Source organism: Lishizhenia tianjinensis (assembly GCF_900116425.1).
Taxonomy (GTDB): Bacteria; Bacteroidota; Bacteroidia; order Flavobacteriales_D; family Crocinitomicaceae; genus Lishizhenia; species Lishizhenia tianjinensis.
In genome coordinates, this window is record NZ_FPAS01000001.1 from 1291022 (window position 1) to 1306087 (window position 15066).

17 protein-coding genes are annotated in these 15066 nt (G+C 37.6%); 10 read left to right on the forward strand and 7 right to left on the reverse strand.

All coding sequences use genetic code 11. The features are described 5' to 3' along the window. Window positions 1-19: 19 nt before the first annotated feature. The 4 genes from bioA to BM327_RS05950 form a co-directional block, all read right to left on the reverse strand. Window positions 20-1294, reverse strand: coding sequence for an adenosylmethionine--8-amino-7-oxononanoate transaminase (bioA, locus tag BM327_RS05935; protein ID WP_090247399.1), 1275 nt, complete (start codon window positions 1292-1294; stop codon window positions 20-22). Continuing rightward, window positions 1294-1917: a dethiobiotin synthase gene (gene bioD / locus BM327_RS05940; RefSeq protein WP_090247400.1), complete on the reverse strand. Its 624-nt coding sequence runs from the start codon at window positions 1915-1917 to the stop codon at window positions 1294-1296. Before bioD ends, bioA begins: the two co-directional genes overlap by 1 nt. A gap of 81 nt (window positions 1918-1998) precedes the next feature. Continuing rightward, window positions 1999-4437 carry a phenylalanine--tRNA ligase subunit beta gene (gene pheT, locus BM327_RS05945; RefSeq protein WP_090247401.1) on the reverse strand — a complete coding sequence of 813 codons (2439 nt, stop codon included), beginning with the start codon at window positions 4435-4437 and terminating at the stop codon, window positions 1999-2001. Between the two features lie 131 nt (window positions 4438-4568). Continuing rightward, window positions 4569-5624 (reverse strand): hypothetical protein, encoded by a 1056-nt coding sequence (locus tag BM327_RS05950; RefSeq protein WP_211664708.1) that lies wholly within the window; start codon window positions 5622-5624, stop codon window positions 4569-4571. A gap of 111 nt (window positions 5625-5735) precedes the next feature. Here BM327_RS05950 and BM327_RS05955 point away from each other — a divergent pair, with 111 nt between their 5' ends. From BM327_RS05955 to BM327_RS05980, 6 genes are read left to right on the forward strand one after another with little or no spacing between them, the layout of a single operon-like run. Continuing rightward, window positions 5736-6200: a DinB family protein gene (locus tag BM327_RS05955; protein WP_090247403.1), complete on the forward strand. Its 465-nt coding sequence runs from the start codon at window positions 5736-5738 to the stop codon at window positions 6198-6200. Further along, window positions 6201-6776, forward strand: coding sequence for a Crp/Fnr family transcriptional regulator (locus BM327_RS05960; RefSeq protein ID WP_090247404.1), 576 nt, complete (start codon window positions 6201-6203; stop codon window positions 6774-6776). A 54-nt stretch (window positions 6777-6830) separates the two neighbouring features. Continuing rightward, window positions 6831-7400, forward strand: coding sequence for an NAD(P)H-dependent oxidoreductase (locus tag BM327_RS05965; protein WP_090247405.1), 570 nt, complete (start codon window positions 6831-6833; stop codon window positions 7398-7400). After that, the gene (locus BM327_RS05970) at window positions 7397-7813 is read left to right on the forward strand and encodes a MepB family protein (RefSeq protein ID WP_090247406.1); all 417 of its coding nucleotides are present in this window, start codon (window positions 7397-7399) and stop codon (window positions 7811-7813) included. Before BM327_RS05965 ends, BM327_RS05970 begins: the two co-directional genes overlap by 4 nt. 44 nt (window positions 7814-7857) lie before the next feature. Then, window positions 7858-8412, forward strand: coding sequence for a thioredoxin family protein (locus BM327_RS05975; RefSeq protein ID WP_090247407.1), 555 nt, complete (start codon window positions 7858-7860; stop codon window positions 8410-8412). A gap of 34 nt (window positions 8413-8446) precedes the next feature. Then, window positions 8447-9943 carry a DUF5723 family protein gene (locus tag BM327_RS05980; protein ID WP_090247408.1) on the forward strand — a complete coding sequence of 499 codons (1497 nt, stop codon included), beginning with the start codon at window positions 8447-8449 and terminating at the stop codon, window positions 9941-9943. A gap of 216 nt (window positions 9944-10159) precedes the next feature. On the opposite strand, the gene BM327_RS05985 is transcribed toward BM327_RS05980, so the two are convergent. The 3 genes from BM327_RS05985 to BM327_RS05995 are packed head-to-tail and all read right to left on the reverse strand — an operon-like array spanning window position 10160 to window position 12036. Further along, window positions 10160-10621 (reverse strand): hypothetical protein, encoded by a 462-nt coding sequence (locus BM327_RS05985; protein WP_090247409.1) that lies wholly within the window; start codon window positions 10619-10621, stop codon window positions 10160-10162. A gap of 16 nt (window positions 10622-10637) precedes the next feature. Next, window positions 10638-11393 (reverse strand): 23S rRNA (guanosine(2251)-2'-O)-methyltransferase RlmB, encoded by a 756-nt coding sequence (gene rlmB / locus BM327_RS05990; RefSeq protein WP_090247410.1) that lies wholly within the window; start codon window positions 11391-11393, stop codon window positions 10638-10640. Window positions 11394-11445: 52 nt separating this feature from the next. Further along, window positions 11446-12036, reverse strand: coding sequence for a hypothetical protein (locus tag BM327_RS05995; protein WP_139230271.1), 591 nt, complete (start codon window positions 12034-12036; stop codon window positions 11446-11448). A 416-nt stretch (window positions 12037-12452) separates the two neighbouring features. Between BM327_RS05995 and efp the strand changes: the two genes are divergently transcribed. From efp to BM327_RS06015, 4 genes are read left to right on the forward strand one after another with little or no spacing between them, the layout of a single operon-like run. Further along, on the forward strand, window positions 12453-13019 hold the full coding sequence (gene efp, locus BM327_RS06000; RefSeq protein ID WP_090247412.1) for an elongation factor P: 567 nt from the start codon (window positions 12453-12455) through the stop codon (window positions 13017-13019). A 60-nt stretch (window positions 13020-13079) separates the two neighbouring features. Next, window positions 13080-13850 carry an alpha/beta fold hydrolase gene (locus tag BM327_RS06005; protein ID WP_090247413.1) on the forward strand — a complete coding sequence of 257 codons (771 nt, stop codon included), beginning with the start codon at window positions 13080-13082 and terminating at the stop codon, window positions 13848-13850. Further along, window positions 13850-14485, forward strand: a complete 636-nt coding sequence (locus BM327_RS06010; protein ID WP_090247414.1) for an alpha/beta hydrolase — start codon at window positions 13850-13852, stop codon at window positions 14483-14485. The genes BM327_RS06005 and BM327_RS06010 overlap by 1 nt, the downstream gene beginning before the upstream one ends. Next, window positions 14482-15045: a hypothetical protein gene (locus BM327_RS06015; protein ID WP_139230272.1), complete on the forward strand. Its 564-nt coding sequence runs from the start codon at window positions 14482-14484 to the stop codon at window positions 15043-15045. Before BM327_RS06010 ends, BM327_RS06015 begins: the two co-directional genes overlap by 4 nt. Window positions 15046-15066: the final 21 nt, after the last annotated feature.

Here is a 15066-nt window from a genome sequence, read left to right on the forward strand (position 1 = left end):
CAATTTTATCTCTTCAATTTTATACCTTCTCTACAAACTCCATGATCTTGTCATAACAGTATTGCAACTCTTCATTGGTTGTACAATACGGAGGGTTTAAAAACATGATATTCCCTAAAGGTCTTAACAGCATTCCATTTTCTAAAAAGAAGTTATAAGCTTCATCTCTAATGTTAGAAAAATAAGTATTCCCCTCCCCTGTTTCAATTTCAAGGGCCATGATAGTTCCTGTTATTCTAATTTCATTCACTTTATCATGCTTATCATTTGCCGCTTTAAATGCTTCATGACTCGCTGTGATACGCGCCAAATTTTCTTTCAATTCGGGTTTTTCAAACAAGTCAAGATTTGCACAAGCCACGGCACAGGTTACTGGGTTTCCTGTATAACTATGTCCGTGTAACAAGGCTTTCACCTTATCATCATCCAAGAAACCTTCATACAAACGTTCTGTAGCCACTGTTAGCCCCATAGCCAAAGCTCCAGCTGTTAATCCTTTCGAAAGACAAACTATGTCTGGTTTCGCATCTATATGATCCATAGAGAACATCTTTCCTGTTCTTCCCCAACCTGTCATTACCTCATCAAAAATCACCAATGCATCGTGTTCTTGAGCAAGTAAGGTAAGTTTATTTAAAAACTCAGGACTGTACATACGCATACCTCCAGAACCTTGAACGAGTGGCTCTACAATGATTCCTGCAAACTCTCCCGTTTTCAAAAACGCTTCAGCTTGTTGTAAGACTTCCTCTTCTTTGTTCTTAAAAGGAAAATCTAGATAGTCTACATCAAAGAAAAAGTGCTCAAATGGGGCATTAAAATACGAACGCTGTCCAACAGACATTGCTCCAAATGTATCACCATGATAGGCTCCATCTAACGCCAATATTCTTTTCTTGTCTACGCCTTTGTTGTACCAAAACTGGAAGACCATTTTCAATGCAACTTCTATGGCCGTTGAACCATTATCTGAGAAGAAAACTTTGGTAAACTTCTCTGGCAAAATTCCAACAATACGCTCTGCTAATTCTACCGCCTTTGGATGGGTTACACCTGCCAATAAAGTATGATCCAATGTTTTGAATTGTTCTGCTAAAGCTTGTTGTATGTGAGGGTGACCATGTCCGTGAACATTTACCCACCAAGAAGAATTACAATCGATGTAGCTCTTTCCGTTTTCGTCGTATAAATAACTTCCTTCGGCGCGTACGATGGGCAAAGCATCTCCGGCCGTTTTCATTTGAGTAAATGGATGCCAAACGTATTTTCTATCTCTTTCTAATAGTTCGCTCATTACAATTTCTCTTTAATAATTTGTGCTTGTTCTTGAATAAAATTTGGTGTGATTTCTTTGGCCAATGGCACTCTATATATAACAGGTAAACCATACTTCTTTGCTATGATATCCTCTGTTGTTTTATGTTCGTCTCCTACATAGATGATACCTGCTATTTCTATGCCTTCGCGTTGCATCAATTCTATGGTCATCATGGTATGATTAATACTACCCAAATAGTGACGAGAAACAATAATGGTAGGAAGATTAAGGTGTTTAAAAAGATCCAAATAAGTTTCGGCCTTTGCATTAAATGGAACCATCAATCCTCCTGCTCCTTCTACGATTAAATTGGCTTCAACCTCTGGAATTTTAAAATCGGATAAAGCAATGTTTATCCCATCGATTTCTGCAGCTGCGTGGGGCGACATAGGTTCTGTTAAAGCATAACGCTCTTGCATTACTCTTACCTTATTAGAACAATACTTTTGCACTTTTTTCGTATCTGAGAAATTCAAATCTCCCGCTTGCACTGGTTTCCAATAGTGAGCTTCTAAAGCTTCACTTAAAATGGCACTCACAACAGTTTTACCTACATCTGTTCCTATTCCTGTAACTGCGTATTTTTTAAACTCTTTCACGGTCTGTACTTTTCTAATCTATTCTTGTAATTTCTATTCCCTAAAAAAAGTCCAACCTTTTCGGCTGGACTTTCTCTTGTTTTATGATCTTAATTCTGCTTTCAAGTCTTTTTCGAGTAATCCTCTGATTTTCTCCATGACCGTATCCACTTGATTATCTTTCAAAGTTTTCTCGGCATCTTGGAAGGTAAAGCTTACCGCATAAGACTTCTTACCTTCTTCTAGTTTATCACCTTCATACACATCAAACAAATTGATGTCTTTCAAGATCTTTTTATCTGCCTTGCGTGCTAAATTAACGATCTCTGCAAATGTCACTTCCTTGTTCAATAACAAAGAGAAGTCACGTCGCACAGCAAACGTTTTAGGCAATTCTGTAAATTTAACCTTGTTCATTTTAAAGGCATCAACAATAGCATCCCAGTCTAAATCTGCGATGAATACATCTTGCTTAATACCAAAGTGTTTTTTCATTTTTGGTGAAATCCATCCGATCTCTCCTACTTTGAATTTCAACACATTCAATTGCACTCCATCTACCAAAATAGATTTCTTCAATTCTTTTTGCTGCAACATTCCTGTTAAACCTAAACGTGTAAAGATGGCCTCTACATGCGCTTTCAAGGTATAGAAATCAACTTTAGCTTTACCTGCGTTCCATTGTTCCTTTTCCTTCAATCCAGTTAATGCAAATACCAAACGCGTATTCTCGTTGTACTCTGCATCAAACTTTCTGTATACTTTACCAAATTCATATAATTTCAAATCTGGATTTTGTCTGTTTTGATTGTGCGCTACACTTTCTAAAGCTCCAAAAATCAATGATTGACGCATTACATCCAAATCTTGACTCAAAGGATTTAACATAGCTACATTGCGCTCTGGAGTCAATACTTCACCACCCAATTTTTCAACGTAAGTACTTTGCGTTAAGGAGTTGTTCATCATTTCTGAGGCTCCTAAAGAAGTTAATAACTCAGCAACTGTATGTTGTAATTTTTCTCTATCTACTTTTGGTCGTGCAGACAAAGAAGTGTTCAATTTTGTTGGTAAAGGAATGTTATTGAATCCGAAAATTCTTAAAACCTCTTCAATTACATCCGCTTCTCTGGTAACATCAACACGGTAAGCTGGAATTTCTAATTGAGCAATTCCATTATTCTTACTCAATACTTTAATGTCTAAGTTTTCTAATATTGCGTCCACTTTATTTTCGGCAATTTCAGTTCCGATTAAGCGGTTACATCTATCGTAAGAAAACTCAACAATTGCATTTTCTATTGGGTTTGGGTAAAGATCTGTCACTTCAGAGCTAATCACTCCACCCGCTACTTCTTTAATCAACAAGGCAGCTCTTTTCAAAGCATAGCCTGTCATGTTAGGATCAACACCTCTTTCAAAACGGAAAGACGAATCTGTATTTAAACCATGTGCCTTAGCTGTAGTTCTCACAGAAACGGGGTTGAAGTAAGCAGATTCCAAGAAAATAGCTGTCGTATCCTCTTTCACTCCTGATTCCAATCCTCCAAAAACACCTGCAATACACATGTTTTCGTTACCGTTGGTAATCATTAATTGATCCGCGGCTAAAGTTCTTTCCTCCTCATCTAAAGTTGTAAACTTAGCTCCTTCTGTGGCTGTTTTCACAACCACATTTCCGTTCACCGTTCTCAAGTCGAACGCATGTAAAGGAGAACCTAATTCATGCATCACATAGTTTGTAACATCAACAATATTGTTAATCGGAGATAAACCGATTACGCGTAAAGCATTTTGTAACCACTCTGGAGACGGAGCAACTTTTACATTACTTATTGTAACTCCAGCATATCGCGGACAAAGCTCTTCGTTTTCAACACTTACACTAACATTTTGAGAAGTTTCATCTACCTTAAAAGATGCTACTGAAGGCATATCTATAGTTAAGTTAGCTCCTTCATGAACGTTCAGGTAAGCAACCAAATCTCTGGCTACACCTACGTGCCCCATAGCGTCAGAACGGTTAGGTGTTAAACCTATTTCCATTAAATAATCATCTTCTAAATTGAAGTAAGCCGCAGCGGGCATTCCCACCTCTGTATCTTCTGGCAATACCAGAATACCTGCATGAGATTGACCCAAGCCTAATTCATCTTCGGCACATAACATACCTACAGACTCCACACCTCTGATCTTAGATTTCTTGATCTTAAATGGCTCTTCTGGAGTTGGGTAAAGGGTACAACCAACAGTTGCTACAACTACTTTTTGTCCGGCAGCAACATTGGGGGCTCCACAAACAATTTGAAGATCTTCACCGTTGTTGACGCTAACAGTAGTCACCTTTAACTTATCTGCGTTTTCGTGTGGAACACAAGTTAAAACTTCACCAATTACAACACCTTTTAATCCACCTTTTACACTTTCAACTTTTTCAAGACCTTCAACTTCTAGTCCTGTATCGGTTAAAGTTTTAGAAATTTCTTCTGGTGTTTTATCTGTATTAACGTAGCGTTTTAGCCACTTGTATGATATTTTCATTTCTCCTTTTTTGAGCTTAATCGCAAAGAAATATTTCGAAAACAAATTTCAAAGTTCCTTGCTTTTTCAATCGCCCCCAAAAGTAAAAAAATTGTTCTGATTTTAAAGGAGAACCTACCGCTAAAAAGCCCTTAAACTTTATAGGTTGCTAACACATCTGGCTTTTTGGGTTTGGGTTTTCCAAGCATTAAATCAAGGTGAAGGCGCAAGACCTGTCCCATGGTTTCACAATTGCTAAATTTATCGGTAAGGTGATACTCATTCAATTCTTTCTTCAGACTGTCTCTTTTCGCATCGGTAGAGAGGACATCATCGTGCATGGAATTCAACAAGTTCGTTAAACGCGTACGTGCCACATGGTACCTTTTTTTCATCAACGTTCTCTCCTCATGTTGGTATTGAAAAACAGTTTCTGGCGTAAGGGTTTCCATGCAGAATTGCACAATTTTCATATTCTCCTTGTAGAACTGAGGCTTGTAGAAATTCTTTCTTCCCTCATAACAAAGTTGATCGAAGTCTATGGTTCTTGCTCTGTATTGCTCTTTGTCGAAATCGGGCGTTACATCCACCACATAGTTGTAAGAACGCATATCTCCGAGCAGCATGATAAAGCAACGTTCATTGAATTTTACAAATTCCTTGGCCATACCAACTGGGTAGAAATTTGAGTTCTCCATATAGCTTTCCATAAAAACATCTCCAGGTATCCCTGCAATATGGTCTTCTACCAAAGTATTTCCATCTACGATATAAGACATTCTATTTGGACTTAAAATATGCTCAAGTTCTAGTCCGTATACCCTACTCGCATCTGCTTTTTTGATATAGAAATAATCATGATTATCATTAATCATATTCACGATTTTAATACGGAAAGGGTTAGAATTTCCAAACAAACAATATTCAATTCTAGAAATCTTTAAGTGATTGATAATGCTAGTATCACCATCGGTTTTAAGGAGGGCATAGATTTCTCTTAGTCCGTTAAAAATTTCCTCTTGATCCATTTGAGGATACATTACAGAGCGCCAAAGTGTATCATTTCCATTGGCATCAATTACGGGCAAACTATCCGACCAACGCTTCATGTCTTCATAGGAAAGCGGTATAGACTCCTCTCTATCGTATTCAATTAAATAAGCTCTTAAGGTATCACTAATCTTGAAGGCGGGCTTCTTTTTTGACATTTCCATATCCATGCTTCTAAGATAGAAAAATATAGGCTTTAAAGGTCGTAATTTTTCAATTCTCACCCGCTTAACTCCTATCAACTTCAAAAGAATTCGCATCTTTAAAGCATGAATTCAACGATAATTCTTCAACACTTAAATGAGACGCGAAGAAGGAGTATTCTTCTTTGGAAGAGCGTCCCCGAAGAACATTTACTTTGGCGACCCGATACTGAGGCTATGAATTTCTTAGAAATCGTAAGGCATGTTGTGGGAGCCGATCATGGGTGGTTAAAAATTTTACAAGGAGAGAATATGCGTAATTATTCATCTCCCTTTACAAATAGAGCCTTTAGCACTGTTGAGGACGAGCTAAAATTCGCTGCTCCTTTCAGAGCCGAGTTTTTAGACTATATCCAAAACCTTCAAGGTCAAGAACTACTAAAAAAAGACCTAGCACATCCGGGTGTTGCTGAACTTAAAATAAGAGGAGAATACATTTTACGAACAGCCTACCATGAAGCCGTACATGCGGGACAGTTTTTAAATTACATGCGACAATTAAATATAGATCGTCCAAATATTTGGGATTAAATGGAAGAACAATTATTTCAAGTCTTTAATGCGTTTTCTATTCTCAGTGAAGAAGAAATTTCTAAAGTAATCGCGGATGGAAAAATTAAAAAGCTTCAAAAGGGTGAATTTTTCGCCAAAGAAGGAGAAGTTTGCAATCAGGTAGCTGTAGTTGTTGAAGGAATGTTTCGATCCTTCTATTACAACTCAAATTCAGAAGAGATTACCTACTGTTTTAGAAGTGAAAATGATTTTCTTTCGGCCTATTCTTCCTTTCTAACTGGAGCACCAAGCACAGAAAGTTTTCAGGCCCTTACAGCTGCAACTTACCTTTGTTGGGACAAATCTTACATACAAGAATTGGAAAAAGCCAGCATCAATTGGGTACGCTTTTTTAAACGACTCACCGAGCTTGAATACATAGAAATGGAACAACGTATTTTTCTACTTCAGAAGGAAAATGCCGAGCAACGTTATTTGAAATTAAGAGAACAAAACCCTCATTATTTACAACGTATACCCTTGAATTACCTGTCCTCATATCTAGGCATTACGCAACGTCATCTCAGTAGAATTCGGAAGGAAGTTTTGATTTAGACATTTGTCCTATGCTCCCCCTAGTCAAGTACCTTTCTTTGCACAAAAAAAGAAATGAAAATACTTGTTATCAATGGTCACCCCGACCCAGAAAGCTATAACTATGCTTTGAGTGAAGCTTATTATAAAGGAGCCCAAGAAGAAGGCTTAGAAATTCAAATTCTACATTTAAAAGATTTGGAATTTAACCCTAATTTAAAATTTGGCTACAGAAAAAGAAGCACACTAGAACCCGACCTAGAAAAAGCCATAAATCTTATGAATGAGGCCGATCATCTCGTATGGATTTTCCCTGTTTGGTGGGCCAGTTTACCGGCATTACTGAAAGGTTTTATAGATAGAAGTTTTTTACCTGGAATAACTTATGCACCTCAAAAAGGGCTTCCGAAAAAACTTTGGAAAGGAAAAACTGCGCGACTCATTTTTACATCAGATTCTCCCAAATGGTATTTCAGACTCTACTTACATCGCCCCGTTCTACAACAAATGAAAAAGGGAGTATTACAGTTTTGCGGTGTAGGAAAAGTGAAGTACACACATATTTCCATTGTGAAAAATTCCACTGATACTTTTAGAAATAAGTATCTAGAAAAAGTACTTTTACTCGGTAAAGGAGGTAAATGATTTCTTCATTCAAATTAATATTTAACAACCTTAACAACTATGTTGAGGAGACAGAAAGCAAGGAATATTGGAGTTCTAGGTTTGAGGTGAATCAGACCCATTTTTTAGGACGTAAATCAAAAAAGACTCCAACAAAAAAGGGTGAGTTTGTAACACTTTGGAAAAGAGTTCAGGGAAAAACTCATCCTTTTGAGCAAAAGGATAAGCTCGATTTCGTGGTAATACTCAACCAAGAAGAAAGTGGGTACTTCCTTTTCTCCAAAAGTGTTTTAACTGAAAAAGGAATTATTCAAAGTTCTGGTACCAAGGGAAAGTGTGGTTTTAGACTTTACTTCCCCCATGAAAAAGAACTCAACAAACAAGCATCTAAAACCCAACTCTGGCAAAAAGACTATTATCATTCCTTGCCTTAATTGATGGCTAAAACAAGCGACTTTTCTATTTTTGAAAGAAAAAAATGGCACTGACAGCTTCTAACGATATGGCCAAAGGTACTTTGGCTCCTGATTTTCATCATATCGATACTATTTCTGAAGAAATGTTTTCTTTTTCGGATGTAAAAGGTGAAAAAGGTACGGTGGTTATGTTCATTTGTAATCATTGTCCGTATGTAATTCTCATCAATGATAAATTGGTTGAAATTGCTAACCATTATCAAAAACAAGGAATAGGCTTTGTTGCCATTTCTAGTAATGATGTGGAACGCTATCCTCAGGATTCTCCGGGCATGATGAAAATACATGCGGAGGAATTAGAATATTCTTTCCCTTATTTGTACGATGACACCCAAGCGACGGCCAAGGCCTATGATGCCGCTTGTACGCCTGATATTTTTGTTTTCGATAAGGAAGACAAACTTTATTTCCATGGGCAAATAGACGACGCACGACCGGGGAACGGAATTGAAGTTACAGGCGGAGACCTCACCCATGCTTTGGATTTACTAGTTAAGAATGAAAAATTTAGCGGTAAAGAAATGCCTTGCATGGGGTGCGGAATAAAATGGAAGTAAATCATTACTTTTATCCAACACATAAAAACGCGCTATGAAAATTTACAGTTTAGTCATCCTTCTTTTTACAACAACCCTTGTCTTTGGACAAACACAGAACGGAGCCTATACTGCAATTGGAAAAGGAGTTGCCACAACTTTTCTAAACGATTATCAATCCTTGGGAGTCAATACTTCCATGCTGGGAACAGGCACGGGATACGAGGACAAAAAAATGACCTTTGGAACCTCGGAAATGGCTTTTAGCATTTACAGTCCTGCTCTAACCAAGCAAAATTTCATTAACCTAAGAACTGCCATTAGTAATGAAATTACCGGAAATTCTGAAGAAGGATTTAACCTTACTGAACAAAAGGAAGCTGTTGCTAATTTTGCAGAAAAAGGGATAGCAATGAATGCCAATTTAAACTGGTTCGGATTTGCTTACCAAGGTGAAAAGTTTGGTGGAATAGCTGTTCAAGTACGAGAAAAATTCAACTGGTACTCACAATTGAATGAACAGACAACGGACATCATTTTCAGGGGGCAATTTGCTTCGATTTTCGATTCTTTAACTGTTGCATTTAACGGTGACACCACAAAAATTGCCAATCGTCCGGGAATATCTCAGGACACTTTGGCTGCAGCCATTTCTGGTCAAATTAGCTCCCCAATACTCATTAGTGAGCTAACCAATGGAACGAAGATTAAACAACGTTGGGACAGAGAGTGGAATATAGGATATGGTAGAAAAATATTCGGAAAACCAGAAACATTTGCTTTGTACGGTGGAATTAGTGGTAGATACATACAATCAGTTGCTCATTTTGATTTCGAATCAAACGATGACGGGGTTAGTTTGTACTCTGCATTGAGTCCGACCTTTGACATAGACTACGGTGCTATTGCCAACTCCAACCCCTCTGCAGTAATTGGAGATGCTTCACGAAAAATTCCTGAGATTGTGGGTAACGGATATGGATTTGACCTTTCTGCCACAGTAAAAATGGCCAAAATTTTCACCTTTGGATTGGCCATTAACAACCTAGGAAGTGTTACCTACAATAAGAATATATACAAAGTTAGGGATACCTTAATAGGAAGTGTAAGCTTAAATGGTTTAAGCGATCCTAACGTTTTACAATCTGTGAACCGCTTCTTAGACAAGGATGGAATTCTTGAAATTGAAGGGCAAGAAAAATTAGTAGTTGCCAATTCGGCTACCATACGTTTGGGGGGTAGTATGGAGCTTTTTAAACGCATTAATTTTGGTGTAGACATTGTTGCTCCTTTCAACAAAGACAACCCAGGAAGTTTGGCCAACCCTATAATTTCTGCAGGAGGAGATTTCAAACTATTTAAATGGTTAACGCTATCAGCAGGATATTACGGCGGAGGTGTGTACAAATCGAACGTACCTTTAGGTGTGAACTTTATATTGCGTGGAGGTGCTTATGAATTTGGTATTTCTTCTACAGACATCTTGCGTTTTGTAAGTGAAAACACCAACAGTGTATCTACTGCCTTTGGATTTGCAAGAATTAGGTTCTAAGATGTACCAGAAATAATTTTTTAAAAGGCTCGGGTGATACTCGGGCCTTTTCCATTAGGGGTAGTAGTGGTATAGCTGGCCAGCCAAAGCTATTTTGAACTTAGGCCTGGCTTAGCGACCACAGGAAGCTAAATAGGCATTAGAGCAAAAAGATTTGGAAGGTGAGCTATAGGAACGGATGACCCGACCTACCCAAGTGGCTTGGGGAGGAATGGCCTAATCCACTTTATTCAATCTTAATTTTCTTTTGTCTCCCTCAGAGGTGTAAATGATTAAGACCATTTTATTGGCATTAAAACAACGTACTCTGTATTTGAGGGCTTGCACAAACTCGTCTTCTGTGTTGTAGAACTTGAGTCGTTTACCCTTAGCCACAAACAAATGTTCTTGGGTTGAACCTAAGCTATCCGATGCTATTTTTTGGGCGGTATAAATAAAATGACCGTTCACATTTTTGATTTGCATGCGTTCAACGGGAAGCTCATGACCATATTTGTCGATCAAAGCCGCCACACCTTTTAAGGTATCGCCATGGAGGGTAAAAGTTTCTGAACCACTCCCCTTTTTGTACTCCCATTTGCCTACTAACTTTTCTGCTTTAGCGGGTAACTGGGCTTGGGTATGAAAAACGCTCATGACCAAAAGGATGAGCGTTAAATATTTTTGTATGCTATTCATGGAATGAAGGTACAAATTAGCTTGTAATTAACTGGCGCATTTTTTCATAAAGTATGATTCCTGTTGCCACACCTACGTTGTAAGACCCTATGGTTCCGAGTAAAGGAACTTTGGCTCTTTGGTGTGCTAAGTCTAACAACTCCTTAGAAATACCGTCTTCTTCTGACCCCATAATGATGGCTGATGGCTCGTTCAAAGTTACGTCAAACACAAAATTATCTGTCTTTTCAGTACACGCCACAATGCGCAATCCAGACGACTTTAAGTAAGTAACCGTCTCGGTTAAATCTTCCACTTTACATACGGGAATTTTGTGCAAGGCTCCCGCACTTGTTTTGATGGCATCTCCGGTAACCAAAGCCGAATTTTTAGCCGGCACGATGATGGCGTGAACCCCGCTACACTCTGCAGTTCTTGCGATGGCTCCAAAATTTCTAACGTCGGTAATTCTATCGAGAACTAAGAAGTTGGGTTCGTCACCATTTTCAAAAATTTGTTGAAGAACATCCTCTACGTTTTGGTATTTAACGGGCGAAGTAAAGGCGATAACCCCTTGGTGATTTTTACGCGTTAAACGGTTCAACTTTTCTAGCGGGACAAATTGTAGGGTATAGTTTTTACCTGCAAGTTCTTCCTTTAATTCTTTAAAGAGGTCTTTTTGCATACCTCTTTGAATCATTATTTTGTTGATTTCCACTTCAGCTCTAACGGCTTCAATTACGGCACGTACACCGAATACTAAATCAGAAATTTCTTCGCGGTTGTTTCTCATGGGGGCAAAGGTAATTGAAAAGTGATGAAGAATTCTAAACTTAAAAGATAAATTATTGGGTATGCGCAATTCTACCTGTACGAATTGCAATCTCTTGCATAAACAAATCTACCTTCCATTCTATACTATACCTTCGATTGTATTTAAAACAGTATTCATCCAGAATCAATTGAAGGTTATACCATGCGACTTCATGATGAATTCCATCTAATAGTCGTATTAAATTACCCGTGATTTTATTCCTCCAATTTACCTTTATTTTCTGCCGCTGATAGTACTTCTGGTTCACTTCATTTATACCCTCATCCACCAACAACTTCGGAAATGAAAAGTTTGTCGAAAGCAAATTTCTCTTGAGGTTTCGAGCATAACATCTATAATTATTATTCAAGAACAATCTTATTTCATCCCTTTTTCTATTTTCTGAAGGCTTATAACAAACAACTATTCTATCCGGAAAGTTAATTGACTTTTTGCGGCTCCCTTCAAAGGAAATTTCTGAGATCTTAGAATATTTCGTTTTGGAATTTATCTTACCCAGTTCTAATTGAATTTTTCTAATCATATATAAAACTGTACCGTTCCTCTTTTGTTTGGATTGTCTCAATATTCCTTGAACAGAAATAGGTTTTTTATCGTTCATAACTAAATGTAAGATTTCCAGCCAATCGGAAAATGACTTATTACTATCTCTCATAAAACATATGGACTTCAAGGATATTTTCTTCGTACAGGAAGAACATTTCCATCCGCAAAAACTATTATTCCATCGTAATTTATCTGAAGAACAATTTGTGCACGATTGCACTTTATAACTCAGGTGCTTTTTAAAATAATCTATACACTTTTCTTCTACAGAAAAAGCAGTGTAAAATTGTAAATTTTCCATTTTTGTTAGGTTGTGATTTGATTTATATAAGTTACGACTTTCCAGGGATAAAAAAAATTCAGGTAGAATTGTGCACATTCAATAAATATCTCATGTAAGAAACTTTTCACCCCTTCCCTCCTCCACTTTCCTCAATCATTTATTACATTTGCATTCTCAAACTATATAATATGGCAGATACTTCAGATATAAAAAATGGACTTTGCATCGATTGGAATGGGAAACTTTGGTCTATCGTTGAATTCCAACACGTTAAACCAGGTAAAGGTCCTGCTTTCGTTCGTACTAAACTTAAAAACATCGAAACAGGTAAGGTGGTTGATAATACGTTCTCTGCTGGACACAAAATTTTCCCAGTTCGTATTGAGAGAAGAAATTACCAATACTTATACCCAGAAAATGATGGGTACCACTTCATGAATACAGAAGATTTTACCCAAGTATTCATTAACAAATCTTTGGTGGACAAGTCTGAATTCTTATCTGAAGGAATGATTTGTGAAATCACTTTCCACGCTGAAGAAGAAGCTCCTTTGTTGGTAGATTTACCAATGTACATTGAGGCTGAAATTACTTACACAGAACCAGGTATTAAAGGTGATACTGCTACAAACAGTTTAAAACCTGCAACGATAGATACAGGTGCTGAAGTAAGAGTTCCACTATTCATTGACAATGGTGAGAAAATTAAAATTGATACAAGAACAGGTACTTACGTTGAAAGAGTAAAATCGTAAGCTGCTTTTTAATACTTTAAAGTCGATCAGGTTTTGGTCGACTTTTTTTATGCCCAGAATATGCCTTTTGTTACGCTTAAAAACGACATACACATTCATTATCAACTGCTCCATTCCGAAATCCAAAGCGATACGGTTCTAGTTTTTCTGCACGAAGCTTTAGGTTCTATTGGTCAATGGAAGGACTTCCCTGAACGCCTGTGCGCAAGCCTAAACTTACCCGGAATAGTTTATGAGCGACAAGGATATGGTTTATCTTCCTCCTTAACTTCCCAAAGAGGAGCTGACTACTTAGAGCAATATGCTTTAACCGAACTTCCAGAATTTTTAGATCTGGTATTAAAAGAGCAGCAAAAAGCGATACTGGTTGGACATTCTGACGGAGGAACCATTGCTTTATTATACGCCAACGACTATAATCATCGCCTGCACGCAATAGTTACCATGGCAGCCCATGTGATTAATGAACCTGAGACTTTAGCTGGTATAGAACCTGCAGTTAAAGCTTATGAAAAGGGAAAGTTGGATGGCTTAAAAAAATACCATGGGGACAAAACAGAAGATCTCTTCTATGCGTGGGCTGATACTTGGAAAGCGCCCTTCTTTCGGGATTGGAACATTTGTAAGAAGATAGACAAAGTAACAGTTGATGCGCTTATTTTACAGGGATGGGCAGATCAATACGGAACAGAACAACAAGTTGATTTAATTTTAGACCACATAAAAAGTAATAAGAAACAGAAGTTGATGTTAGAGCAGTGTGGACACCATCCTCACCTTGAACAAAAAGAAGCAGTTATTAAAGCCATCACAACATTCATAAAGGAATAATGGAAAATATATTACGAACCCAAAAGAGCTATAGATACTACGTTGAAGGAAATCCTGAGACCGCAAAACATTTAGTTTTTGTTTTACATGGATATGGACAACTTTCTAAATTCTTCATTCGCAAGTTTAAAGATTTAGTGAATGAAGAAACAGCCATTATTGCGCCTGAAGGTATGCACCGTTTTTATTTAAAAGGCAGCAGTGGGCGTGTTGGCGCGAGTTGGATGACCAAAGAAGCAAGAGAAGATGATATCGCCGACAATATCCAATTCCTCAATGAAGTATTCCGTAATATAGAACCGAACACTGACCAAAAAAGAACACTTTTAGGTTTCTCACAAGGGGGAGCTACAGCAGCGCGCTGGCATCAACTAGGCGAAGTAAATTTTGACAATTTTGTGCTCTGGGCAAGCGTTTTTCCACCTGATTTAAAAGGCATAGAAAGTGATTCAGCCTTTATGCACTCCAATAATTTCTTCGTTGTGGGAGACCAAGATGAGTTTTTAGATGAAGAAAGAATACATGCTGCAGAAAAGGATTTTGCCGATAAACATTTAAATTTTACTTTTATTCGCTTTGAAGGTGACCACAACATTTATCCTTCCCCCTTAAATGAATTAAATTCACAATTATGATACACCGTTTCCTATTAATTGCATGCACATTGTTATCCATGCATTTCGTGAATGCACAAGAAGATAGCAGACCAGAAATTGGTTTTGACTTAGCCATGGGATTTTCTAAAAATGGCGGAAACATAGGTATAGGTCCAAAATTTAAATTTGCATCCTATAACCCAAATATTGCTTGGGGACCCTCTGTGAGGTTCCAGCATGTGTGGGCAAACAATTTTTTAACAGGACAAAGCACCTCTTATTCCATTTATGGTGGAGGAGCCTTTTTACATTATAGAATAGATAACATTGTTTATTTAGGAACGGAAGTTGAATTCCTACACACTCCCATCAACTATACGTTTGTCGACTCACCTTCATGGGTACCAACGGCATTTATAGGAGGAGGATTATCCAAATCTTGGGATTTCTTTCGCATTAATGCAGGCTTGTTTTATGATGTGATTAACCACGACAATTCACCCTTTAGAAGTTCTTACTTTTTGTCCAAAACTGATGGTTCTGGAAACAAAGCACTTCTCCCTTTAATATATAGGTTCTCCTTCTTTTTTGAATTGTAATTAATTATAACGACATAAAAA

Bases quoted from the DNA above. Each gene is read 5' to 3' on its own strand.
- bioA (WP_090247399.1), bottom strand. From the start codon at position 1,294: ATGAGCGAACTATTAGAAAGAGATAGAAAATACGTTTGGCATCCATTT.
- pheT (WP_090247401.1), bottom strand. From the start codon at position 4,437: ATGAAAATATCATACAAGTGGCTAAAACGCTACGTTAATACAGATAAA.
- BM327_RS05950 (WP_211664708.1), bottom strand. From the start codon at position 5,624: ATGTCAAAAAAGAAGCCCGCCTTCAAGATTAGTGATACCTTAAGAGCT.
- BM327_RS05955 (WP_090247403.1), top strand. From the start codon at position 5,736: ATGAATTCAACGATAATTCTTCAACACTTAAATGAGACGCGAAGAAGG.
- BM327_RS05960 (WP_090247404.1), top strand. From the start codon at position 6,201: ATGGAAGAACAATTATTTCAAGTCTTTAATGCGTTTTCTATTCTCAGT.
- BM327_RS05965 (WP_090247405.1), top strand. From the start codon at position 6,831: ATGAAAATACTTGTTATCAATGGTCACCCCGACCCAGAAAGCTATAAC.
- BM327_RS05970 (WP_090247406.1), top strand. From the start codon at position 7,397: ATGATTTCTTCATTCAAATTAATATTTAACAACCTTAACAACTATGTT.
- BM327_RS05975 (WP_090247407.1), top strand. From the start codon at position 7,858: ATGGCACTGACAGCTTCTAACGATATGGCCAAAGGTACTTTGGCTCCT.
- BM327_RS05980 (WP_090247408.1), top strand. From the start codon at position 8,447: ATGAAAATTTACAGTTTAGTCATCCTTCTTTTTACAACAACCCTTGTC.
- BM327_RS05985 (WP_090247409.1), bottom strand. From the start codon at position 10,621: ATGAATAGCATACAAAAATATTTAACGCTCATCCTTTTGGTCATGAGC.
- rlmB (WP_090247410.1), bottom strand. From the start codon at position 11,393: ATGAGAAACAACCGCGAAGAAATTTCTGATTTAGTATTCGGTGTACGT.
- BM327_RS05995 (WP_139230271.1), bottom strand. From the start codon at position 12,036: ATGAACGATAAAAAACCTATTTCTGTTCAAGGAATATTGAGACAATCC.
- efp (WP_090247412.1), top strand. From the start codon at position 12,453: ATGGCAGATACTTCAGATATAAAAAATGGACTTTGCATCGATTGGAAT.
- BM327_RS06005 (WP_090247413.1), top strand. From the start codon at position 13,080: ATGCCTTTTGTTACGCTTAAAAACGACATACACATTCATTATCAACTG.
- BM327_RS06010 (WP_090247414.1), top strand. From the start codon at position 13,850: ATGGAAAATATATTACGAACCCAAAAGAGCTATAGATACTACGTTGAA.
- BM327_RS06015 (WP_139230272.1), top strand. From the start codon at position 14,482: ATGATACACCGTTTCCTATTAATTGCATGCACATTGTTATCCATGCAT.